Source organism: Cryomorphaceae bacterium, from assembly GCA_007695365.1.
GTDB lineage: Bacteria > Bacteroidota > Bacteroidia > Flavobacteriales_D > SKUL01 > SKUL01.
Window position 1 is genome coordinate 1 of the sequence record REDV01000089.1, and the last position, 23,357, is coordinate 23,357.

16 protein-coding genes are annotated in these 23,357 nt (G+C 50.0%); 13 read left to right on the plus strand and 3 right to left on the minus strand.

Annotated elements, in window-relative coordinates:
• Window positions 1-368: 368 nt before the first annotated feature.
• The 3 genes from uvrB (at window position 369) to EA392_08295 (ending at window position 5,198) form a co-directional block, all read left to right on the plus strand.
• Window positions 369-2,381, plus strand: a complete 2,013-nt coding sequence (gene uvrB, locus EA392_08285; protein ID TVR38859.1) for an excinuclease ABC subunit UvrB — start codon at window positions 369-371, stop codon at window positions 2,379-2,381.
• Window positions 2,382-2,448: 67 nt separating this feature from the next.
• Window positions 2,449-2,919 (plus strand): hypothetical protein, encoded by a 471-nt coding sequence (locus tag EA392_08290; protein ID TVR38860.1) that lies wholly within the window; start codon window positions 2,449-2,451, stop codon window positions 2,917-2,919.
• A gap of 14 nt (window positions 2,920-2,933) precedes the next feature.
• A complete protein-coding gene (locus tag EA392_08295) occupies window positions 2,934-5,198 on the plus strand; it encodes a T9SS C-terminal target domain-containing protein (protein ID TVR38861.1) in 2,265 nt (754 codons plus the stop codon).
• Window positions 5,199-5,212: 14 nt separating this feature from the next.
• Here the strand turns inward: EA392_08295 and EA392_08300 are convergent, their stop codons facing one another.
• Together EA392_08300 and EA392_08305 are read right to left on the minus strand one after the other, a co-directional pair.
• Window positions 5,213-5,911, minus strand: a complete 699-nt coding sequence (locus tag EA392_08300) for a hypothetical protein (protein TVR38862.1) — start codon at window positions 5,909-5,911, stop codon at window positions 5,213-5,215.
• Between the two features lie 93 nt (window positions 5,912-6,004).
• Window positions 6,005-7,750, minus strand: a complete 1,746-nt coding sequence (locus tag EA392_08305; protein ID TVR38907.1) for an NAD(P)/FAD-dependent oxidoreductase — start codon at window positions 7,748-7,750, stop codon at window positions 6,005-6,007.
• A gap of 95 nt (window positions 7,751-7,845) precedes the next feature.
• Here EA392_08305 and lnt point away from each other — a divergent pair, with 95 nt between their 5' ends.
• The 3 genes from lnt to EA392_08320 are packed head-to-tail and all read left to right on the plus strand — an operon-like array spanning window position 7,846 to window position 11,990.
• Window positions 7,846-9,507, plus strand: a complete 1,662-nt coding sequence (gene lnt, locus EA392_08310) for an apolipoprotein N-acyltransferase (protein ID TVR38863.1) — start codon at window positions 7,846-7,848, stop codon at window positions 9,505-9,507.
• 32 nt (window positions 9,508-9,539) lie between these two features.
• A complete protein-coding gene (gene lpdA, locus EA392_08315) occupies window positions 9,540-10,943 on the plus strand; it encodes a dihydrolipoyl dehydrogenase (protein TVR38864.1) in 1,404 nt (467 codons plus the stop codon).
• A 12-nt stretch (window positions 10,944-10,955) separates the two neighbouring features.
• Complete coding sequence (locus tag EA392_08320) at window positions 10,956-11,990, plus strand: ferrochelatase (protein TVR38865.1); 1,035 nt, start codon at window positions 10,956-10,958, stop codon at window positions 11,988-11,990.
• A gap of 71 nt (window positions 11,991-12,061) precedes the next feature.
• On the opposite strand, the gene EA392_08325 is transcribed toward EA392_08320, so the two are convergent.
• The gene (locus tag EA392_08325) at window positions 12,062-13,336 is read right to left on the minus strand and encodes a T9SS C-terminal target domain-containing protein (protein TVR38866.1); all 1,275 of its coding nucleotides are present in this window, start codon (window positions 13,334-13,336) and stop codon (window positions 12,062-12,064) included.
• A 98-nt stretch (window positions 13,337-13,434) separates the two neighbouring features.
• On the opposite strand from EA392_08325, the gene EA392_08330 reads away from it, so the two are divergent.
• From EA392_08330 to EA392_08360, 7 genes are all read left to right on the plus strand, one after another.
• Entirely contained in the window at window positions 13,435-14,718 is a 1,284-nt protein-coding gene (locus EA392_08330; protein ID TVR38867.1) for an anthranilate synthase component I family protein, read from the plus strand.
• The gene (tilS, locus tag EA392_08335) at window positions 14,699-16,000 is read left to right on the plus strand and encodes a tRNA lysidine(34) synthetase TilS (GenBank protein ID TVR38868.1); all 1,302 of its coding nucleotides are present in this window, start codon (window positions 14,699-14,701) and stop codon (window positions 15,998-16,000) included. Before EA392_08330 ends, tilS begins: the two co-directional genes overlap by 20 nt.
• Before the next feature lie 86 nt (window positions 16,001-16,086).
• Window positions 16,087-16,740: a VUT family protein gene (locus EA392_08340; GenBank protein TVR38908.1), complete on the plus strand. Its 654-nt coding sequence runs from the start codon at window positions 16,087-16,089 to the stop codon at window positions 16,738-16,740.
• Between the two features lie 100 nt (window positions 16,741-16,840).
• Entirely contained in the window at window positions 16,841-19,255 is a 2,415-nt protein-coding gene (locus EA392_08345; protein ID TVR38869.1) for a thiol:disulfide interchange protein, read from the plus strand.
• 46 nt (window positions 19,256-19,301) lie between these two features.
• On the plus strand, window positions 19,302-21,161 hold the full coding sequence (gene asnB, locus EA392_08350) for an asparagine synthase (glutamine-hydrolyzing) (protein ID TVR38870.1): 1,860 nt from the start codon (window positions 19,302-19,304) through the stop codon (window positions 21,159-21,161).
• Window positions 21,162-21,234: 73 nt separating this feature from the next.
• Window positions 21,235-21,804 (plus strand): D-sedoheptulose 7-phosphate isomerase, encoded by a 570-nt coding sequence (locus EA392_08355; protein ID TVR38871.1) that lies wholly within the window; start codon window positions 21,235-21,237, stop codon window positions 21,802-21,804.
• Window positions 21,805-21,810: 6 nt separating this feature from the next.
• Window positions 21,811-23,349: an ATP-binding protein gene (locus EA392_08360; GenBank protein TVR38872.1), complete on the plus strand. Its 1,539-nt coding sequence runs from the start codon at window positions 21,811-21,813 to the stop codon at window positions 23,347-23,349.
• The last annotated feature ends 8 nt before the right edge of the window (window positions 23,350-23,357 follow it).

A 23,357-nucleotide genomic window follows, 5' to 3' on the forward strand; every position in this document is an offset into this window, starting at 1 on the left:
GTTCGATTTACCTATCCGTTATTTTTTACCGTGATTTCGTCGCGTAAATAGAATTTGGCGAGTAAAAGTTGCGAAAAAACGTCTCAAGCGTATAACTTCTGACCCCGTTCAATGGCCCAACTGCCGGCAGGAAGGGACTGTTCAATTGGGTCTGCGCGATACAACCGAAACTTTCAGTCGCGAAGCGTTGATTGCGCTCCCTTGATGCGCCTCGTTTGTATGCCGAAGCTTCAGCACCGACGCATCTCGCCCGACACTTTTTGAATCCGGCATATCATGGCTTAAAAGAAAATCCCTAAATGTTTTTGCTCTGGCCAGGCCTGCTTTTGAGCAGGCTTTAAGGGCCCCGCTTTTCGTAACTTTGCAGCGTGAAATTTAAGATTCATTCAGAATACTCGCCTACCGGAGATCAACCTGCGGCGATTGAGCAATTGGTGCAAGGCATTGAACAAGGGGATTCGGACCAGGTGTTGCTTGGAGTAACCGGTTCCGGAAAGACGTTTACCATTGCCAATGTCATTGAGCGTGTGCAGCGCCCCACTTTGGTGCTTTCGCACAATAAGACCCTCGCAGCTCAACTCTACAGTGAGTTCCGGCAGTTTTTTCCGGAGAACCTCGTGGAGTACTTTGTGTCCTACTACGACTACTACCAGCCTGAGGCTTTTATTCCTGTAACCAATACCTATATCGAAAAAGACCTCAGCATCAACGATGAAATTGAAAAACTGAGACTTTCAACCACGTCGGCGCTGCTTTCCGGCAGGCGGGATGTGATTGTGGTTTCATCGGTTTCCTGTCTCTATGGTATCGGGAACCCGGCCGAATTTCACAAAAGCGTGATTTCGATTAAGGTGGGTCAGAAAATCAGTCGCAACAAGTTTCTGCTTCAGTTGGTTGAGAGTCTGTATTCCCGGAAGGACATTGACCCGGTGCGCGGTAATTTCAGGGTAAAGGGCGACACCATCGATATCTACCTTGCCTACACCGACCATTTTGTGCGGGTAACTTTTTGGGGTGATGAGATTGAAGGCATTGCCACCTTTGACCCTGAGACGGTTTCGCGCCGCCACACCTTTCAGGAATTCAATATCTATCCCGCCAACATCTTTGTAACCAGCAAGGAAACTTTGCAAAATGCCATTTGGGAAATTCAGCAGGATGTGGAAAAACAGGCTGAGTATTTCAGGGAGATTGGCAAAAATCTTGAAGCCAAGCGATTGAGCGAGCGCGTGTATCACGACATTGAGATGATGAAGGAGCTCGGGTATTGCTCGGGCATTGAGAATTACTCGCGCTACTTTGATCGCCGTGAGGTGGGACAACGCCCTTTCTGTTTGCTGGACTACTTTCCCAATGACTTTCTTTTCGTTATGGACGAAAGTCACGTAACCTATCCGCAGATTTCGGCTATGTACGGTGGGGACCGGTCGCGCAAGGTGAATCTTGTGGACTATGGGTTTCGGCTTCCGGCAGCGTTGGACAACCGACCTTTGAAAAAGGAAGAGTTTGAATCCATGCTGCACCAGAGCATCTATGTGAGTGCAACGCCCGGAGATTACGAATTACAAAAAGCCGGAGGGGTGGTGGTGGAGCAGGTAATACGGCCAACAGGTTTGCTCGATCCGCCCATTGAGGTTCGCCCAAGCCTGAACCAGATTGATGATTTGCTTAATGAGATATCTCTTCGAACCGAGCGACAAGAACGTGTGTTGGTTACCACCCTTACCAAGCGCATGGCCGAGGAGCTTACCCGCTACCTGGATCGAAATGGCGTAAGGGTGCGTTACATTCACTCCGAAGTAGATACCCTTGAGCGCGTGGAGATTTTGCGCGACTTGCGCACGGGGATGTTCGATGTACTGGTCGGCGTGAACCTGCTTCGGGAGGGGTTGGATTTACCCGAAGTCTCGCTGGTGGCCATCCTCGATGCCGATAAAGAGGGTTTTTTGCGCTCCGACCGCTCGCTTACTCAAACTGCAGGAAGAGCGGCGAGAAACGTGGACGGCCTCGTGATCATGTACGCTGATAAAATTACAGGTAGCATGCAGCGCACCATGGACGAAACCAACCGCAGGCGCGAATTGCAGATCAGCCATAATACCGAGCATGGTATCACGCCACAGCAAATTGTAAAATCTACCGAAGGTATGATGACACACGGCAAGAAGGCGGCTGCTGCGGCGGGTTACAGTGGTAACGAAGAGCCTGTTTCGGTTGCTGCCGATCCCGTGGTGCAGTACATGAGTAAAGAGCAGCTTGAAAAAACCATGACCCAAACGCGCAAGGCCATGGAGAAGGCGGCGAAAGCGCTTGATTTTATGGAAGCTGCACGACTTCGTGACGAGCTTTTTGCACTGGAGGAAATCGCGAAGTCGAAATAGGACTTCAAGGTTGTGCCTACATTCTCTATTTTGCGGCCTGAATCTTGCCTAAATTTGAAAAAACACCATGAAAACGAAATTCGTACTGATAGTTTCTTTGGCTCTCGCCCTTTCGGCAGCAATGGGTTGCGGAAAAAAGAAAGCCATGGCCAACCCCAACGAGGAAACTGCAGAGGTTACTATGCCTGCTCCTGAAATTGAAAAGCTTGTAATTGATGAGAATTTCTTGCCGCCACGCGACAATGGGCGTTTTGAGGTGGAATCCATGAAGATGGAAGATCATTTGCTGAAGCTAAGAGTAGCATACAGCGGCGGCTGTGAGGAGCACTTTTTCAACCTGTTTTCCAATGGTATGTACGCCAAAAGTTATCCGCCTCAACTCACGCTTTTCCTTGAGCACATCGACAACAACGACCGGTGCCGCGCGTGGATCGTGAAAGAGCTGGTTTTCGACATCTCAGATGCTGAGTATCCGGGAACCAATGAGGTGGTGATTCGCCTGAATAACACCGATAAAACTGCAAGATTCAAATACTAGAAATCACATCATTTATGAAGAAATTTACACTACTGTTTGCACTGGGTCTTTTATTTTCGCTTTCCGCTTGGGCGCAGGTCAGCTATGGTGGTGAGCCCATTGCATGGGAGACCCCGGAATTATTGGAGCCAGCCCCTTTTATCGAAATGGAGCGCATTGACCTCGAAACATACCTTGCCGAGGATGCCATCAACGATCAGTACAAAGACATTCCCTATCGCTTTGGGGTGAACCTCGATGTGCAAATCCCCATGGAAGCAGGTCATACGCAGTACCTGCCCGACGGAACCAAAGTATGGCGCTTGGGAATCAGCAGTCCCGGTGCTACCAGTATCAACATGGTTTTGGGTCAGTTTCAGGTGCCTGAACGGGCCGCACTTTTTGTGTACGACGAGGAGATGACCCACTTCATCGGCTCGTTTGATCACCGCAGTCATCAACCCCACGGTGGTTTGGCGCTTTCTCTCATTCAGTCGGATCGCGTCATTCTGGAGTACATCGAATCACCCAAAGTAGCTGGACAAGGCCGTATCTCCATTGAGCAGGTTACGCATGGCTATCGCGGCATTTTGCACAAATTTGAGGAAAATGCCCGCGGCCCTTTCGGTAACAGTGGCTCGTGCAACATTAATGTGGTTTGCCCTCCGGGACAGGGCTGGGAAGACCAGATTCGCTCTGTGGCACTCATTGTTTCCAATGGAAATGCGGTTTGTACAGGAAGCCTCGTCAATAATACCGCCAACGACGGTACGCCTTATTTCCTCACAGCCAATCACTGTCTAGGAGGAAATGTAAACAACTGGGTATTTTATTTTAACCATCAATCACCTACCTGTCAGGGAAACAACGGCCCCACCAATCAAAGCGTGTCGGGTGCGCAATTGCGGGCCAACAGCGCGGGGTCAGATATGGCTTTGCTTGAGTTGAACCAAGCTCCACCAGAAAGCTTTGACGTGTACTTTAACGGGTGGGACAGGACAGGAACCATCCCCAACGGACAAACCTGTATTCATCATCCGGCCGGAGATGTAAAGAAGATTTCTCACGATCACGACCCTGCTACCCAAACCGTGAATGCAGGTTCACAAAACTGGTACATTGGCGAGTGGGAAGAAGGAACTACTGAACCTGGCTCAAGTGGCTCTCCGCTTTTTGACCAAAACGGACGTGTGATTGGCCAGTTATACGGAGGTATAGCCTCTTGTACCGTGATTAGCTATGATTACTACGGGCGTTTTGATGTTTCGTGGGACGGGAGCAGCGCTTCCAACCGATTGCGCGACTGGCTCGACCCGCTGGGAACCAACCCGCCGGTGCTCGATGGCCTTGGAGGAGCACCGCTGGTGGCTCATGATGCTGCTGTATTGAGCATTTCCGGAATAGAAGATGTGTACTGTGCGGAATCAAATGTCAACGCTCAGGTAACCATTCGCAACAATGGTGCAGAGAACCTTACTTCGGTTCAGATTACAGCCACCCTTAATGGTAATGAAGTCTTGAGCCAAAACTGGTCGGGTAACCTTTCAACAGGGCAAACGGCTGTAATCAATGTTCCGCAAATGACCGCGCAGGATGGTGACAACCAGTTTCAGGTAGTGCTGGCTAATCCCAACGGACAGCCCGATGGAAATCCTGCCAACAATACTGGCAACCGTAATTTTACCGCCTTTGTAAATGCCGTGGAATATCAGTTGGACATTGTTCTGGATGATTACGGCTCCGAAACCACCTGGGAGATTGCAGATGAAAATGGCAACGTGCTTTATTCCGGTGGGCCTTATGCAGGTGGTGGCGGCTGGGGAAGCGACGGCACCGACGGCCAGCTTGAGCAGTATGAACTATGCCTTGGAAACGGCTGCTACACCTTTACCATTTTTGATTCCTTTGGTGATGGTATTTGCTGTGATTATGGAAATGGAAGCTATGAGCTCATAGACAATGAGGGTAATTCATTTGCCACCGGAGGCGATTTTGGTTCAGAGGAATCGGTGAACTTTTGTATCGAAAGTGTGTCTGTACCTGAGTTAAACATCTCTGATGTAAATCTCTTTCCAAACCCTTCCAGCACCTCATTTGTGATTGAACTCACAGGAAAGGAGAACGCAGTGTTTAACTGGGTGATGCTCGACGTAGCAGGACGTCGGGTGGCTGACGGAACCATGCAGGGTGGCATGAGCCGACAGGAGGTTCAGGTGGCCCACCTGCCCGCCGGTCTGTACTTTGTTCAGCTTCACGGTGAAGCGGGTGTGATATCGAAAAGAATCATCGTAGCCCGTTAGGCCCTTTGCAAGTTTTACTCAAGGTCAACCGAACGCTGTACTGGCAGGTAGGTTGCAGTAATGCGCCCTCCCGAGGTTGTGCGCTCTTGCAAGGATGTGCGCAAGCGTCGTTCCATTCTGAGTTGAGCAAAACCCGGTGTCCATTGAGCGAGGTCACCCGCCGGAATTACCACTGACAACTCGTGGGTGTTGTTTACGGTGTAGGTTTTGGATCCTGCTCCATCAATGTTCACCCTGAGTTGCACGCGCTCGTCCTCTATGAGGGGTTCACCTTCCCAGAAAAGCTCGTAGACAGAGATGGTTTCAATGGGAAAAAGCTCGTTGGGGAAATCTATCCAAGGCATGGTGATTTCATTGTTGTACACCTTGCCGTCTGCGTCAATCCAGGTAAATACACCCACAGGAATCAGTCCCGGAATTTCGAGCTGATAGTCGGTGACGTTGGTGAGAGGCTGAATAAACTCTTGCAACAGTTGGTCATTAAAACGCACGTGGCTGGTGCCTGATAGCTTTAGCTGCCGGCCTGCTGCTGTAAGATGCCGGAAGTTGGCTTTCACTTTGGTAATATCCTCTGACTGGTCATAACTCACTTCGTAGTTGGCCCAGATAAGGTTCTGTGCAATTTCTTCTGATTCTCTCGGTTTTTGACACCCGGAAACAGATGTGAGGACAAGTAAAATCAATGTGGCACGGCTGAATGCAATTCGCGTCATGTGTGTAATTGTTGGATGGTGGAGTCGGAAAAGTACGAACTCTATGCCAAAATGTGTAAAGAGCAACCATCACAATGCATGATGTACTGTTCGCTACGGTTTCACTTCGCGCCGCATGGCCTTCTTCTCGGCCGGAGTGGGTTCGCGTTGCCAATCTTCGTTATACGGCAACCAATGTGAAGATTGTGACGCTTCTTCCAACGATATTTTGCCATCCATATAGTTGGCAATGAGTTTTCCGGCAGGATGCTTTGCGTCCTGAAGAAGCAACAGGGCAGCGTTGGCCGCAGCCCGCACAGCGATGGGTACACCGCCACCCAGTTCAGCCCAATGCCCTCCCAGAATGAGGTTCTTCACGGGCGTCCGGTAATGCGCAATTCCCGCTTTGTAATTCTCCTTGCCGGGTCGTGCGCCCATCATGCTGCCATCGCGGTTTTGGGTATAGCGCCAATGGGTGATGGGCGTAGCGATGTCGCAGTATTCAATGTGGCTTCTCAGGCCTGGGGCCAGCCGCTTTTCAATCCGCTCAAGGAGAATATCTGCGTATTCCTGTTTGTGCAACTTGTAGGCCTCACCGCGAATAAACTCGCCGTTGTTGGATCGCTCGGTGTGCCAGTAATCGTCTTGTTGAAAGTACGCAGGTACATACACCGTCAAGGTGCCTTTGCCGGCCGGTGCCAAAGAGGGGTCTCTCAATGAAGGCGCCAAAAGACTGATATCACTGGTATGCGGATTTCCATTTGCATGTTCATCCCGCGAAATACCAGTCTCTGCCAGATACACCATTTCTTCACCAAAACCGAGTTCTTCTACAGGGCAGTCAAGAGCAATAGATAGCGTAACGGACGAACTGTAAAGCCTGGCCTGGTTCAGTTTGTGCTTCATTTTTTCGGGCACTACTTCTTTGGGCAACATCTTCTCGTACAGCGCCTGAACATCACATGCAGCCAATACATAGTCGCTTTTCACCTCATACATCTTTCCTCGGTGCTCAAAACTACAGCCTGTTGCCATATTGTTTTTCAGAGAAATGCGCCGTACCTGCGCTTTAAACTGAACATCGTTGCCAAAAGAATCCATCACATGACACAGCCATTCCGGAAGTACCTGGCTCCCACCTTCGGGAGGTAGTTGGTAGTCTGCGTGGTAAGCCCAGCCAATGGGCACCAGGCAGCTCAGAATATCCATTTCCGAACAAAACAAATCTAGCAAATCAGGATCGCTGAAATACCGCTTGAGTCCCTTGACTACGCCCTCAGGTCCGTTGAAACGAATGTGGGGAATAAAGGGCAGCGCAAATTTGAGTTTTTTAAGCATAAACAAGCCGTACTCCAGACCACGCATACTCTCGTCTGTGCGCGAGGTATATCCGAGCATCGCAAACGAACTACCCAACTTGTATGCGTGATGGAAAAAGCGCTCAATCCCTTTGCGCTCATGTGGAAAGTCGCGGATGAGTTCCGTTTTCATCTCATCCGGATGGTCTGTGAGCAGATAATTATGCTTGTCGGTAATGTATCGCTTGATGAGGCGTTGTTGTTTGGCCCTGGGGTGATCTTTTCCTATCAGATCAAAAACGCGGGTTACGAGCCCTTGAGGCCCCATCTGATTCAGCCAGTGAATCGCGCTGTCAAAGCGAAAATCCTTGCGCCTGAAACCGGCCAGATATCCTCCGGGACGAGCATCTGACTCTAGCACCAACACCGACAATCCTGCCCGCGAAAGCATAGCAGCCGAGGTCAAACCACTCACACCTGCACCAATCACAATGGCGTCGTATTGTGAACGAAGTCCGAGCGCTTCGGGGCTTTGAGCGTTTGTGGTATTATTCTGGGTCATTCCGGCCGAAAGGTAACACATGTAATCATGCTTAGGTTCGGTGAGATGCGATATTTCATGCGTCTCTGCAAAGCGCGGCTATCTTTGCAAATCCCATGCAGCTTCTACCCACACGTCAAGCAACACTCCTCGCTCTTCTGTCGGGCTTGTTGTGGGTTTTTGCATGGCCGGGCACAGGGGCTATGTGGCCGCTCGGGTTGGTAGCTTTCGTGCCGTTGATGCAAATTGCCCTCTGGGTGCAAAACGGAGAGTTATCCCTGCGTGAGGGCGTTTCAAAATCTATTATTACATGGGTTATATGGAACGCGGGAACACTTTACTTTTTAGCCGGAATTGAGCAAAGCTGGAGTACCAGGCTGATTTCGTATGCTACGCCTGTACTGATCAACACATTTTTGATGTCTGTGTGCACAGCCCTGAGCTGGTTTGTGCTTAAGCATTGGAGCAGAGCGTTGGGTTGGATTTTGTGGCCTGTTTTATGGCTCGCAATGGAGTGGTTGCAGCACCACGGCAGCCTTGCTTTTCCCTGGCTTGCTTTGGGAAATGCCATGGCCGAGCACACACAATGGGTGCAGTGGTACTCCTTGACCGGTGTGGCCGGAGGCACGCTATGGATATGGCTGGTGAATTTTGCCTTTTTCTTTTTCATGCAGACCGTTATAACCTCGTCCGGAAACAGACGCTGGTTGGTAGCGGGTTTACCGGTAGGGCTGATTTTGCTGCCAATGTTGGTAAGTCAGCTCATTTACCGAAGTTTCCAGCTGCCCAAGCCGTGGATGAGCGCTGTGATCATTCAGCCCTGCCTGAGTTTGGAGGACGAGAAGTTTAACCGGGATGAGCAACTCTCATTGCTGCAAAAGATGCTGAATGATGCTGCAATTGCTGGAAAGAGTGACCTCGTGGTTTTGCCCGAAACGGCAATTTTCGACCCCGGCAGAATGCATGGAAACGAAAACACATTGCGCTTTTCGGGTATCTGGCATCACGACACCGATAACTCGGAATTGCTCCATGAAGCGCGCAGTTGGCTGAAAGAACACGGCTCGGGGACGCTGATTTCAGGAGCTTTTACAAGCCGATTCTTTGCAAAAGGTGAGGAGGCTCCGGTGTATGCAGTGCCCGTTCCCGGTTTAGCAGGGGCAAAAGTGTTGCATTTCAATTCGGTGGTTGTGCTGGATTCGCTCCAAACCACTTTGCGACACAAAACCATGTTGGTGGCCGGTGTTGAGCAGATACCTCTGGCCGATGTTTTTCCCTGGATGAACCAACTTGCCCTCGATCTGGGTGGATATGCAGGATCATTGGGAAATGAGCCCCCGCAAACGATTCGCCTGTCCGGTGGAATCGAGGCAGCAGTAATGATTTGTTACGATTCGGCCTTTGGATGGTTAAGTCAGGAAGTCGTAAAGAACGGAGCCGAAGCCTTGGTAGTAGTAACCAATGACGCATGGTGGGGCGATACCCCCGGATATAAACAGCTCTTTTCAATGGCCAGGCTCCGCGCTCTTGAAACCCGGCGCCCGCTAGTCAGGGCCGCAAACAACGGCATTTCGGCGTACATCAATGCCAAAGGTGAGGTAGAACATCAACTTCCATGGAACATGAAAAGCGTGTTGCGTATTGATTTCGCACCCATGCAAATGATAACCATGTATGTGCGCTACGGTGATGTGATTTACCGGATATCTGCATGGCTGGTGCCCATCTTACTGGTTTTGGCGGTTGTAAGAGCGAAGTTGGGTAGCCGATACATTTAGTAACTTCGCAGCCGCATATAAAAACGTTTATCATGGAGCAATTTGATGTGACCATTATTGGTTCGGGCCCCGGGGGCTACGTGGCCGCCATTCGCTGCGCCCAGTTGGGTATGAAAACAGCCATTATTGAGAAGTACAACACCCTGGGCGGTACCTGCCTCAACGTGGGTTGTATCCCGTCCAAGGCATTGCTGGATTCTTCTGAGCACTTTTTCAATGCGGTACACAACTTTAAAACGCACGGTATTGATGTGAGTGCCCCCAAAGTGAACATTGAGCAGATGATTAAGCGCAAAGCAGATGTGGTTGCTCAAAACGTATCGGGGATTGATTACCTGATGAAGAAAAACAAGATCACTGTATTTACCGGTGTTGGCTCATTCAAAGATGCTGAAACCATTTCTATCAGCCCTGCAAAAGGCAAGTCGCAGGAAGTCAAGACGAAATACACTATCATCGCCACGGGCTCAAAGCCTAACTATTTTCCGGGAATGGAGCCTGATAAAAAGCGCATCATTACCAGTACCGAGGCCCTTGAGCTGAAGGAAGTTCCCAAACACTTGATTGTGATTGGCGGCGGCGTGATTGGTTTGGAGCTGGGTAGTGTGTACGCTCGCCTTGGCTCAGAAGTAACTGTGGTTGAATACACCGATAGCCTGATTCCTACCATGGACCGCGACTTGGGCAAAGAGTTGATGAAAGTGCTTAAGAAAGAAGGTGTGAAGTTTAACTTTAAGCACCAGGTTAAAAATGTAAGTGTTCGCGGTAAAACGGTTACTGTTAAGGCCGACGATGCCAAAGGAGAGTCGGTTGAGTTTAAAGGTGATTATTGCCTGGTGTCGGTAGGGCGAAAGCCATACACGGCGGGCTTGGGTGGTGAGAACATCGGACTTAAAATGGATGATCGCGGCAGAATAGAGGTTGACGACCACCTCCGCACCAATGTGAAGAACGTTTTCGCGATTGGCGACGTGGTTCGTGGGGCGATGTTGGCCCACAAAGCAGAGGAGGAGGGTATTTTTGTTGCAGAAGTAATTGCAGGCCAAAAACCGCATATTGATTACAATCTCATACCCAATGTAGTGTACACCTGGCCTGAGGTTGCGGGTGTGGGGCAAACCGAAGAACAATTAAAGGAAGCCGGTGTTAATTACAAAGTCGGAAAGTTTCCGGTTAAGGCTCTAGGCCGCGCACGTGCTAGCATGGATACAGATGGATTTTTCAAAATACTGGCCGATGAAGCTACCGATGAGGTGCTCGGCGTGCATATGATAGGTCCGCGAGCAGCTGATATCATTGCAGAGGCTGTAGTTGCCATGGAGTATCGGGCTACCGCCGAAGATATTGCCCGCATGAGCCACGCGCATCCCACCTACACCGAAGGAATGAAAGAAGCGGCATTAATGGCAACGGATAATCGACCCATTCACCTGTAAGTTTAAAAGAAGTTGGCCAAAAAACCTCCACACACAACGGGCGTTCTGCTCATCAATCTCGGAACACCCGATTCCCCAAAGGTATCCGACGTACGTCGATATCTCACGCAGTTTCTCAACGACCCACGTGTGATTGACATACCGTGGTTACCTCGTTTTTTGCTCGTTAATGGAATTATCGTTCCATTTCGGGCGCCAAAATCTGCCAAGGTTTATCGTGAATTGTGGGAGCGCTCCAATGGAGAATCTCCGCTGCTTACGCATGGGTACGAGCTGCTGAGAAAGTTGCAGGCGGGTTACCCCGAAGATAAACTGCGATTTCACTTTGCCATGCGCTACGGCAATCCATCCATGCCCGATGTGTTGGCCGAAATGTACAAGCTGCGCTACGATAAGATCATAGTGGTGCCGCTTTACCCACATTACGCGTCGGCAACCACGGGCAGTACAGTCGAAGAGCTTTTTCGCATCATGAAAAAGTGGTACGTAATCCCTGAGATTGAGATCATCGGCCAGTTTTATCATCATGACGCGTACATCCAGTCGTTTGTGAAAAATGCCCAAAAGTTTGACCTCAAGTCTTACGACCACTTCTTGTTTTCCTACCACGGTTTGCCCGAGCGTCAGGTTGACAAGGTGTATGATGAAGGCCTTTGCCGGGATAAAGATTGTGAGAACCGCATCACCGACGAGAATAAGTTATGCTACAAAGCAACCTGCTTTGATACCACCCGCAGACTGGTGGAGGCGCTGAACCTTCCCGAGGATAAGGTGACCACTGCTTTTCAATCGCGTTTGGACAAGAAATGGATTCGTCCGTTTTCAGACGACGTGGTTGAAGAGCTCGCAAAGAATGGCGCAAAGCGCATATTAGTGTTCTCTCCTGCTTTTGTTGCAGACTGCCTCGAAACCATCATTGAGATTGAGGACGAATACCTCGAAATTTTTGAGGAACACGGTGGCAAAGAGCTTCACATGGTGCCAAGCCTTAACGCTGAAGATTACTGGGTAGATGGTCTGAAAGATATCATTGGTTTGGACAAGTAGTACTCCTCCATAGTCAAAAACAAAAAGGCCGCTTTTAGCGGCCTTTTTGTTAAACTCAAAACCATGAAAAATCAATTGAGAGCCACTTTCCGGGTAAGAAGGTGGTTGTCGTTTACAAGCTGAATAATATATACACCCATGGCCAATCTGTTTCGATTGATGACGATGTCGTTCATTCCAGAACGAACGGGCACTCTTTGTTGTCCCATCATCACCTGGCCATTCATGCTTAACACATAGAGATCAAAATCTTCATTGATGGATGAAGAAACCCGCAGGGTGAGCTCCTGGGAGTTGAAGTTGTTTAGTACTGTAACAATGTCGAGTTCAAAGTCGCTGCAATTTCCTGAAACTGGCCCGTAAACTTTATGGGTTCCGTTGTAGTCGAATTGAGTAAGGCGGTAGTAAGTGTCGCCTTCATAAACGCTGTGATCGCTTACTTCATAATCCAGGCGCACGCTGCTGTTTCCTGCTCCTTCCACATCTTTTACCCATTCCCAGTTGAGCGCATCTCTGGAGCGCTCCAGCATAAAAAAGTCGTTGTTTAACTCTGTGGCTGTAGACCACTGAACCCGCATGACACCATTTTCACACACGGCATTGAAAGAGAGTAATTCTACAGGAAGAGGCATTTCACGGCTAACCAGGGTCCAGGCGCGGAAAAAGTCAGCCGCAGGAGCTGGAATGCCGGTTACAACATTTGTGCTCGTATTTGCAGTTCCCTCAGGTAGATAATCGCCCCATACGTCCTCGTCGGAATTGTAACGCTGTCCGCCAAGAAGTGACTCTACAATTGTATTACCAATAGCTGTGTGCTCTTCATCGGCATATCCAATACTTAAGGTTGCCGACGGTCTGTTGGTGTAACCCATTCCGTCAAGAATGTAATATCTGTCAATCACGTAGGGAGAGTTGTTCACGAGTCCGGTGGCGATATCAACAGTGTGATTCACCGGAGTGGGGCGGTTTACAAAGCTGTCCCAGTTGGCCCCGCCAAGCCCTCCGTAGGTTGAGAAAAGAAAGTGCTGCGCGGTTCCTCCGCTTCCTGCACTGCTGATATCAACGGTTACAGGAATCTTATCATCATTTGCCGTGGTAAAAGGTATTACGTAAGATCCGGTTTGGTTGGCAATGTTCCACTTCACATAGTTAAACTCATCCTCGGAAACAATATTTCCTTGTGCAGGATTGGTGATTGCATTGGCGTTGCCGTTACCGATTACGAGGTAGGCGTTGTCGTTGATGACTATATACGGATCATTTTGAAATACGATTCTAGCCTGAGAAAAAGCACCTTGTGCGCAGAGAATCAGTGACAAAAATACCAGAAAATAGAATTTCTTCATGGTGCCTGATTGGTTAATAATCAAAGGTACGGATTCTACCCGAAACTGCCCAATGAAATAGGTGAGCTTTTTATCCACAGTCGCCTTAACTTTGTAGCATGCGACGAGCCGTAGCTATTGAACTGGCAGAATCAGTCCTCAAAGGATTAACGAAAAAATTTCCTCAAGTTGCCTTGTTGAGGTCCAACAATTCGACGGGTCGGAACATTGTGGCGCTCGGTTGCCTCGATGAGCTGATTATTTGCGCAGCAGATAAGCACAATCCTATTGCTGCGCTGGCCGAATTTCACCAGAAGCATGAGGACTGGATTTTCGGGTACCTGACTTATGAAGTCAAGGATAGTCTGGAAAATCTTTCCTCTGCCAATCTCGACCAACAACAGTGGCCTTTGCTTCGCTTCTTCAGGCCTGAATGGATAGTAGCGTGGAAGGACCGCGAAACCACGCTATACCTGTTGCCCGATCAAAAACCGGATGATTTCTTCGAATTAATAGGAGAAGGCTCGAACGAGAATACTGATGCCATACCCATTCCTGTTCTTCAGCCTGCGTTAAGTCGCGAAGACTACCTGAAAGCGGTTAATCGTGTGAAAGAGCACATTCAGCAGGGCGATGTGTACGAATTGAACTATACTTTTCCGCTTGAAGCCCGGGTACCCGCACTGGATACATTTGAGCTTTACAAACGAGTAAACAATGCAACACGAGCCCCATTTTCGGTGTATTATCACGACCAACATCACTCATTGATTTGTGGAAGTCCGGAGCGTTACCTTCGGAAAACGGGCAAAGAACTCATTTCGCAGCCCATTAAGGGAACCATGCGTCGGGGAAGCCCCGGAGAGGATGATCTTCTCAAAGAAATGCTTCGCAACGACCCCAAAGAACGCGCTGAAAACATCATGATTACCGATTTGGTGCGCAATGATCTGTCGCGTGTGGCAGCACCGAAATCGGTCGTAGTGGATGAGCTGTGCGAGATTTATACTTTTCACACTGTGCATCAGATGATTTCCACCATTCGGGCTGAATTGGCCGAAGATTGTTCAGGGTGGGATGCCTTGCGGACTTCGTTTCCCATGGGAAGCATGACCGGCGCTCCCAAAATCAGAGCCATGGAGTTGATTGAAGAACTTGAAGTACGTCGCAGAGGATTGTATTCCGGTGCCTTCGGTCTGGTTTTTCCCAACGGCGATTTTGATTTCAACGTGGTAATCAGAAGCTTGCTGTACAGCCGTGAAAATGGCATGCTCGCCTTGCACACAGGTAGCGCCATTACTGCTGCATCTGTACCAGAGCAGGAATACGACGAATGCATGCTGAAAGCCGAAGCGCTTCTTCGTGCCATAAACAACCCCACCGATGTACCCGCAGTTTCTTGATTTTGTAGAAAAACACAAGCTCTTCTCAGCAAGCAGCAATTTGCTGGTTGCGGCAAGTGGCGGTCTCGATTCAATGGTACTGCTGCATTTGCTGCAAAAAATGAACGCTACTTTTGAAGTTGCACACATGAATTACGGATTGCGGGGTAACGAGAGTGATGCCGACGAAAAACTGGTGCGTAATTGGTGCGAAGCCAACAATCGGGTGTTGCACGTAAAACGAACCGATCCGGCCGAGCTTAGTTCCGTTCAAACCGATGCACGAAAGCTGCGCTATGCATGGTTCCGGGAGTTGATGGAGCGACACTCTCTTTCGCTTCTGGCAACGGCTCACCATGCCAACGACAACCTTGAAACCCTGTTTACCAATCTGCTTCGCGGCGCAGGAGCCCACGGATGGTCGGGTATTCCGCTCAATGAAAACCAAACTGTGCGCCCACTTCTGTTTGCAACCCGCGCCCAGTTAGAGGAGTACGCTGTTTCGGAAGCCATTCATTGGCGCGCGGATGAAAGTAACTCGCAGGATACCTATTTACGCAATCGCATCCGGCATCATCTCGTGCCGGTGCTGGAGGAACTTCACCCACAGGCTGTGAAGCGCGTTTCGGCAAATCAACTTCTGTTGCGAGAAGATCTTGCACTTTTGGAAACACTGATTTGGCAATTGAACCCCGATGCCATCCGACGCGAAGAAGAGGTGTTGCACATTGACACAAACGCCCTTCGGCCCGAAAGTAAACGAAGCGCTGTGCTCTTTGCCTTGCTTCGCCCTTTAGGGTTTTCGCATGAGCAATGCGAAGCCATGTTGAAAATCACCGAAAGCGGAAAACAAATTGCCACAAATGATTACACAGCCTGGTTCAATCGCGGGGTGTGGCAGGTTGTGTCCGCACCGCAGCTACAAAGTATGGAAGCAGTGTGGATAGCCGCCGACACTATCTCCCTGGAGCGTCCGCTTCATCTTACCATTCGAGAAGTGTCCGCGGAGGGGTTTCAGCCTTTGCCAAATCCCGACATTGCAGCCCTTGATGCAGGAAAACTTAACTTTCCCTTACAAGTTCGTCTCTGGCGGTACGGTGACCGAATGACACCTCTGGGAATGAAAGGCTCTCGCCTGGTAAGCGACATATTGATTGACGAAAAAGTTCCTCAGCACAGAAAACGCCACATTTTTGTTCTGGAGTCGAAGGGTGAAATCGCATGGCTGGTGGGCCTGCGTATCTCCGAACGATTTAAAATCACCCCAAACACACAGCGGGTATTGCTGTTTACATTGCTGTGAAGAGAGTTGTAAATAGGGGAGCTGCGCTTAATTTTTACCTCTTTTTAGGAGCGCTTTTTATTGCTGCACTGGTTGGCGGAAACCTGATGTTTCAGAAGTTCTTCTATTGGACGCCATTGGGTTTTCTTGGGCCTTTGAGCTCACAAGGCTCGTGGTTGAATAGCCTCACCGAATTCACCTTCGAAATCAGCGTGGGAATCATACCCTACCCGGTAACTTTTCTGGTTACCGACCTTATTTCTGAAATCTACGGCCGCAAGCGCGCCAACCGGGTGGTGATGGCCGGATTGTTTGCCACACTGTTTGTATTGCTTATGGTAACCCTGAGCAATGTAGCGCCTGCTACCGAGTGGTCGCCTGTTGATGACGAGCGATTCCAGCAGGTATTTGGATTGACAGGAGTGGCCGTTACGGCCTCAATGGTTGCTTATCTTTTGGCGCAATTCATTGATATACGCATTTTTCACTTCTGGAAACGCTTAACCAACGGTAAGCACCTGTGGCTTCGCAATAACGGTTCTACCATGGTAAGTCAGTTTGTGGATACAGCGGCGGTGGTGGGCTTGCTGTGTCTCTTTGGTGCCATTGACTGGGTGCGGTTTTGGCCATTGGTATTCAATGGTTTTTTGTTCAAGGTGATGGTAGCCTTTATTGATACCCCCTTTTTCTACGGCACTTCGTGGCTGGCGCGGCGATACTTTGGCTTGAAACTGGGTGAGGAGATAGATTTAACAGCCTGACCTCTCAGAAAGAATTGTAAGAATACAACTTTAACCCCCCTTTGAAATCCATGGCTAAGCCTAAATTCAGTAGCTTTGCCATTCGCTAAATGACCCTATAATGTTATTGAGATTCACAGCGTTTCTTTCCCTTTTGTCCTTGTTTGCAATTGCATGGCCCACTTACATGAATGCCCAGATTTACGATCCGGTGAAGTGGAGTTTTTCTGTGGATGTGCACGATGGTAAGAGCGCAACACTTGTGCTGCAAGCGGATATACAAAAGGGATGGCACGTATATGCCACCGAGTTGCCCAGTGATGATGGCCCGATTGCCACCTCTTTCGAGTTCGAGCCCTCCGGCGCTTATGCCTTAGACGGTAAGATTCAGGAACCAAAGTTCATTACCAAGTTCGATCCGAATTTCGACATGGAGCTGAATTTTCATGACAATCAGGCTATTTTCCGCCAGAAGGTAGATCTGCTTTCATCCGGGGCTTTTACCATCAAAGGTATGCTCACTTTTATGACCTGCGATGATGAAAAGTGCCTGCCGCCCGAAGATGTGAATTTCACATTCGAAATTCCTGCAAGAGAATCCTCCACGCAAGGTATGGCTATTCCAGCCAATCAACCTCCTTCGGGTGGAATGCTGGAGCCTGTGAAGTGGGACTTTTCTATTGAAGACGAAGGCAACAATAACTTTGTTTTTGTCGCCAAAGCAACGATTGACGAGCATTGGCACCTTTATTCACAGCACCTTGAAAGTCTGGATGGTCCAATTCCCACCGAGTTCTTGTTCGAACAGCAGCCCGGTTTGGAGTTGGTAGGAGTAGTAGAGGAGCCTACTCCCATAACGGCGTATGATTCTCTGTTTGAAATGATGGTGAGTTATTTCGACAAGGAAGCCGAGTTCCGCCAGAAATTCAGGAACACAGGTGGGCTCACCGCGCTCAAAGGCTCTGTTGGTTTCATGGCTTGCGACGACGAACGCTGCATTTTTCCCGATCCTGAAGAGTTTAACGAGTCGCTTCCCGGAGTTGAACCCGTAGATGCTACGGCAGCCATTACACCCACCCCAACTACACCCGATCGCTCACTGCTCGGAATCTTCATTATTGCATTCTTCGGAGGTTTTGCGGCACTGCTCACGCCTTGCGTATTTCCGATGATTCCTATGACCGTGAGTTTCTTTACCAAACAGAGCAAAACCAGGGCAAAAGGTGTTACCAACGCCATGATTTATGCCCTGAGCATCATCTTTATCTACGTACTGCTCGGGTTTGGCGTAACAGTTATTTTCGGTGCGGATGCGCTCAATGCCATGTCAACCAACGTGTGGTTTAACCTGGCGTTTTTTCTGCTGCTCGTCATTTTTGCCATTTCGTTTTTTGGAGCCTTTGAAATCACACTACCCAGTTCATTCATCAACAAGGTAGATAAGAATGCAGACAGGGGAGGTTTGATAGGAATCTTTTTCATGGCTTTTACGCTGGCACTGGTTTCTTTCTCCTGTACAGGGCCCATTATCGGGACTTTGTTGGTTGAGGCGGCATACGTAGGCGGTAAGTCTGGTCCGCTGGTGGGAATGTTCGGTTTTTCGCTGGCTCTCGCCCTCCCATTCGGACTTTTCGCAGCCTTTCCCGGGTGGCTCAACAGCCTGCCCCAATCAGGTGGTTGGTTGAACTCTGTAAAAGTTGTGCTGGGTTTCCTGGAACTTGCATTGGCCTTTAAATTCCTCTCCAACGCCGACCTCGTAGTGCAGGCCGGCATCATTACGCGAGAGGTTTTCATTTCCATTTGGATTGCCGTTTTTGGTGTAATGGCCCTCTATCTCTTTGGTGCTTTCAGGCTTCCGCACGACAGCCCCGTGGATCGCTTGTCCGTCGGTAGGCTGCTCTTTGGAATCCTCACCGTAACCTTCACCATATACCTGATACCGGGTTTGTGGGGCGCACCGCTTAAAATCATCAGCGGATTTCCGCCCCCCATGTTCTACAGCGAATCACCCGACGGCTTTGGCAGCAGCACTGCAGTGGTGCAGGTAGGAGAGGGCGGAACGCCTGTAAAAAGCGGAAAAGGTTGCCCACACAACCTTCAGTGCTTCAAGGATTACGACGAAGGCCTTGCCTACGCCAAAGAAGTGGGCAAACCGGTCTTACTCGATTTTACTGGGTGGGCCTGCGTGAATTGCCGCAAGATGGAAGAACAGGTGTGGTCGCACCCCGATGTGCTCTCTCGCCTGCGCGAAGACGTGGTGCTGATTTCACTCTACGTGGATGACAAACGAGCCCTTCCTGCCGAAGAGCAAGTTGAGGTGACCATCGGAACGAAAACAAGAACGTTGAAAACCATCGGTAACAAGTGGAGTCATTTCCAGGCAGATCGCTATCAAAGCAACTCGCAGCCTTTGTATGTGTTGATGGACCACGACGAGCAAAACCTTGTAGAGCCCACTGCCTACGACCTGGATGTGCAACGTTACGTGGACTGGCTCGATGCCGGCAAAGCCGCCTTTGAAAAGCGCAACCCTTAATTGTCTGCCCGCGGCATTGCCTATCTTTCGCCGCAGGTAGCAGCCTATGTGCGGAATCGTCGGAATTGTATCTCAAAAACCAGTAAAACATCGGGAGTGGCTCGATGCCGGGCGGGATGGCCTCCAACACCGCGGTCCTGACGATGCCGGAACATGGTGGTCTGAAGATTTAAGGGTCGGATTGGCCCATCGCAGACTTGCCATCATGGACCTGAGCAGCGACGGACATCAACCCATGCATTTTCCGGAAAAGAGACTTACTGTCATCTTCAACGGAGAGATTTACAATTTCCGGGAATTGAGGAAGGAGCTATCGGTTAAAGGTTACAGTTTTCACTCACAAAGTGATACCGAAGTGTTGTTGGCCGCCTTTGACTGTTGGGGCGAAAGCTTCGTATCGCGCCTTAACGGAATGTTTGCCTTCGCGATTTTCGATGATGTTCGCCAAAAGATATTCCTGGCCCGCGACAGGACCGGCGAAAAGCCGCTTTTTTACCGTGCAGCCAATGATGAACTGCGTTTCGCATCTGAACTCAAGGCTCTCCTTGCCGATCCGCTAGTGCCGCGGAGTCTTAATCCGGATGGGCTGGATACCTACCTCGGACTGGGTTTTGCACCAGGCGATTTGTGCATCCTTGAAGGATTCAACAAGCTGCCACCCGCTCACCAACTGAGCTTTGATTTGAAAAGCGGTAACCTCGAAATTAAGCGTTATTGGGACTTCCCGAAATCGAATGCTCAAGTACCGTCTCTTACAAAAGATATGTTGCTTTGCGAGCTGGAAACACTACTCTCGGAAGCCGTTCAGCGGCAGATGGTGGCCGACGTGCCGGTTGGGGTGTTGCTCAGCGGTGGAGTGGATTCAAGTCTTATTGCGGCCATGGCTGTTCGCCACGCCTCTGAAGTGCGCACATTCACCATCGGTTTTCCGGGAGGAAATCGCTACGATGAACGTCCGCACGCAAAGCTGGTGGCCGATTTTCTCGGAACCCGACACCATGAGCTGATGGCCGAACCCACCACGGTAGAACTTTTCCCTGAATTGGCGCGGCAGTTTGACGAACCCATTGTGGATTCAAGCATGATTCCCACCTACCTTGTGAGCAAACTGGTGCGGCAGCATTGTACGGTGGCGCTGGGCGGCGACGGAGGTGATGAGCTTTTCGGTGGCTACCCGCGTTACAATCGCTTGATTCGCATTCAAAAGCAACTTGGCCCTTTGCCCTTGCCACTGAGGAAAATCATCTCAGCCGGGGCTACTCATCTTCTCCCCGCAGGCACCTGGGGGCGTACCTACTTGCAAACGTTGGATGTGAACTGGACCAGCGGTTTGCCGCAGATTGCCACCTACTTCGATACCCAATGGCGGGCAAAATTGCTCAACAGGGCGGGCACAGGAGTTGCCGAACGGCTCTATTCGCAGCGCGTTCCAAACCATCCGGATCTCCTTCAGCGCGCAACACGAATGGATTTTACCCATTTCCTTGCAGAGGACGTGCTGGTAAAAGTAGATCGTGCCAGCATGATGCACGCGCTAGAAGTGCGCGCGCCCATGCTTGATGTCAATCTCCTGGAGTTTGCGTTTGGGCGTTTGCCCGTCAACATGCGCGCAACAGCCACCGGGCGTAAAATCATTCTAAAGGAATTGGCTCAGAAACTTCTGCCCCCGGAGTTCAATACAGTTCGCAAACAAGGATTTTCCATTCCGCTGGATAGCTGGGTGCGCACTGGGGCTTTCAGAAAAAGTTTTGAGGAAGTGCTGCTCGATGAAAGTTGTATGTTTCAGCAAGACGCCGTGAAGCAATTGTTCCGGTTACACGACCGCGGTAAAAGTCACGGAGAGCGTTTGTTTGCGTTGATGCTGTTTGAGTTGTGGCGAAAAGCTTACGGAATCTCCCCTGAATAAATCGTTTTTGGCATTTTTGCCAGGGCCCTTTCAAACAGGGGTAATTTTGTACATTTGGCTCAAACCGTGTGGTATGAACGACCGAATCAAAATGCATTTTGAAGAAGCGCGTCAGGTGCTGGAAAAGGTACTGGCCGATGAAGCATTTTTGGCTTCCGTTGAGCGTGCGGGTGAAGTCATGCGCGATTCTCTCAATCAAGGAGGTAAAATCATTTCCTGCGGAAACGGCGGAAGCATGTGTGATGCCATGCATTTTGCTGAAGAGCTTACCGGTCGTTTTCGCGACGACCGCGCCCCACTTCCTGCTATCGCCATTTCAGATCCGTCGCACCTGAGTTGTGTGGCCAATGATTACGGTTTTGAGCACGTTTTTGCGCGTTTTATTGAGGGTGTGGGAAAAGCAGGTGACGTATTGCTGGCTATCAGCACCAGCGGCAATTCTGCCAACGTGGTTCGCGCAGCAGAAACGGCCAAAAAGTTTGGAATTACCGTGGTTGGGCTTACCGGTCACAGCGGAGGAAAACTGGCCGCTTTATGCGATGTTGAAATTCGCGTGCCGCACATGGCCTGGGCCGATAGAATTCAGGAAATTCACATCAAGGTGATTCACGCTTTGATTGACCATCTGGAACAGAAATCCTAAAGAAAGATGCTGGTAAAGACCTATGGTAGCGCGGTTTACGGGGTTGAAGCCATCACCATCACGGTGGAAACCAATCTAAGTACAGGCGTTAAGTTTTTTCTGGTGGGCCTGCCTGATAATGCTGTAAAGGAAAGTGAACAGCGTATTGGGGCTGCCCTCCGAAACAACGGGTTCAAGGTGCCCGGAAAAAAAATTGTCATCAACATGGCTCCGGCCGATATCCGCAAGGAGGGCTCAGCCTACGATCTCACCCTGGCCATGGGTATTCTCGGCGCGTCGGGGCAGGTTTTTGCTGATGATTTGGAAAAGTACATGATTATGGGTGAGCTCTCTCTGGATGGCGGATTACAGCCCATTCGCGGTGCATTGCCCATTGCCATTCAGGCGAGGAAGGAAGGATTCAAAGGCTTCATTCTCCCTAAACAAAACGCCAAGGAAGCCGCTATCGTGAGCGACCTTGAAGTGTATGGAGCTTCCAATATCCGCGAGGTGATTGACTTTTTTAACGGCGAAGGTAATCTGCATCCTGAGGTGGTGGATACGCGCGCGGAGTTTTCAAAGGAAGGCAATATATATGATGTGGACTTCACCGATGTGAAAGGTCAGGAAAATGTGAAGCGTGCGTTGGAGATAGCCGCTGCCGGCGGGCACAATGTCATTTTAATTGGTCCGCCCGGAGTGGGTAAAACCATGCTCGCCAAGCGCATTCCCACTATATTGCCTCCGTTGAGTTTGATGGAGGCCCTGGAAACCACTAAGATTCATTCGGTAGCTGGTTTGATGGACAGCCACAGCGCATTGATTACCACCCGGCCTTTTCGCAATCCGCACCATACGGTGAGCGATGTGGCACTGGTTGGTGGAGGAACCAATCCCAAGCCGGGAGAGATTTCACTTGCGCACAACGGCATTCTTTTTCTGGATGAGCTGCCCGAGTTCAAGCGTGCAGTGCTCGAAGTGTTGCGGCAGCCCATGGAAGACCGCAAGGTGACTATTTCCAGGGCGCGCATCACTGTGGATTACCCGGCCAGCTTTATGCTTGTGGCCTCTATGAACCCCAGTCCCAGTGGCGATTTTTACGACCCCGAAAAAGGCACGGCTGATTCAGAAATGGCGGTTCGCCGTTATCTGAACAAGATTTCAGGCCCACTAATGGATCGCATTGACCTCCATATTGAGGTGAGCCCGGTGCCCTTTGACGAGTTGTCGAACAAAGCGGCAGGAGAGGGCAGCGCATCTATTCGCCAGCGGGTGCGAGTGGCGCGAGAGATTCAAACAGCCCGCTACATGGACTATCCCGGTATTCACAGCAACGCCCAACTTACTCCTAAATTGATGAAGGTGTATTGTGAGGTGGACGAAGCAGGAAATCGTTTGTTAAAAAACGCGGTTGAGCGACTCGGGTTTTCGGCACGATCATATGCCCGTATTCTCAAGGTTGCCCGAACCATTGCCGATCTTGAAGCCTCACATTCCATTCAAAGCAGGCACGTTGCAGAAGCCATCCAGTATCGGTCTCTCGACAGGGAAGGATGGCTTGGCTAATCCGTATT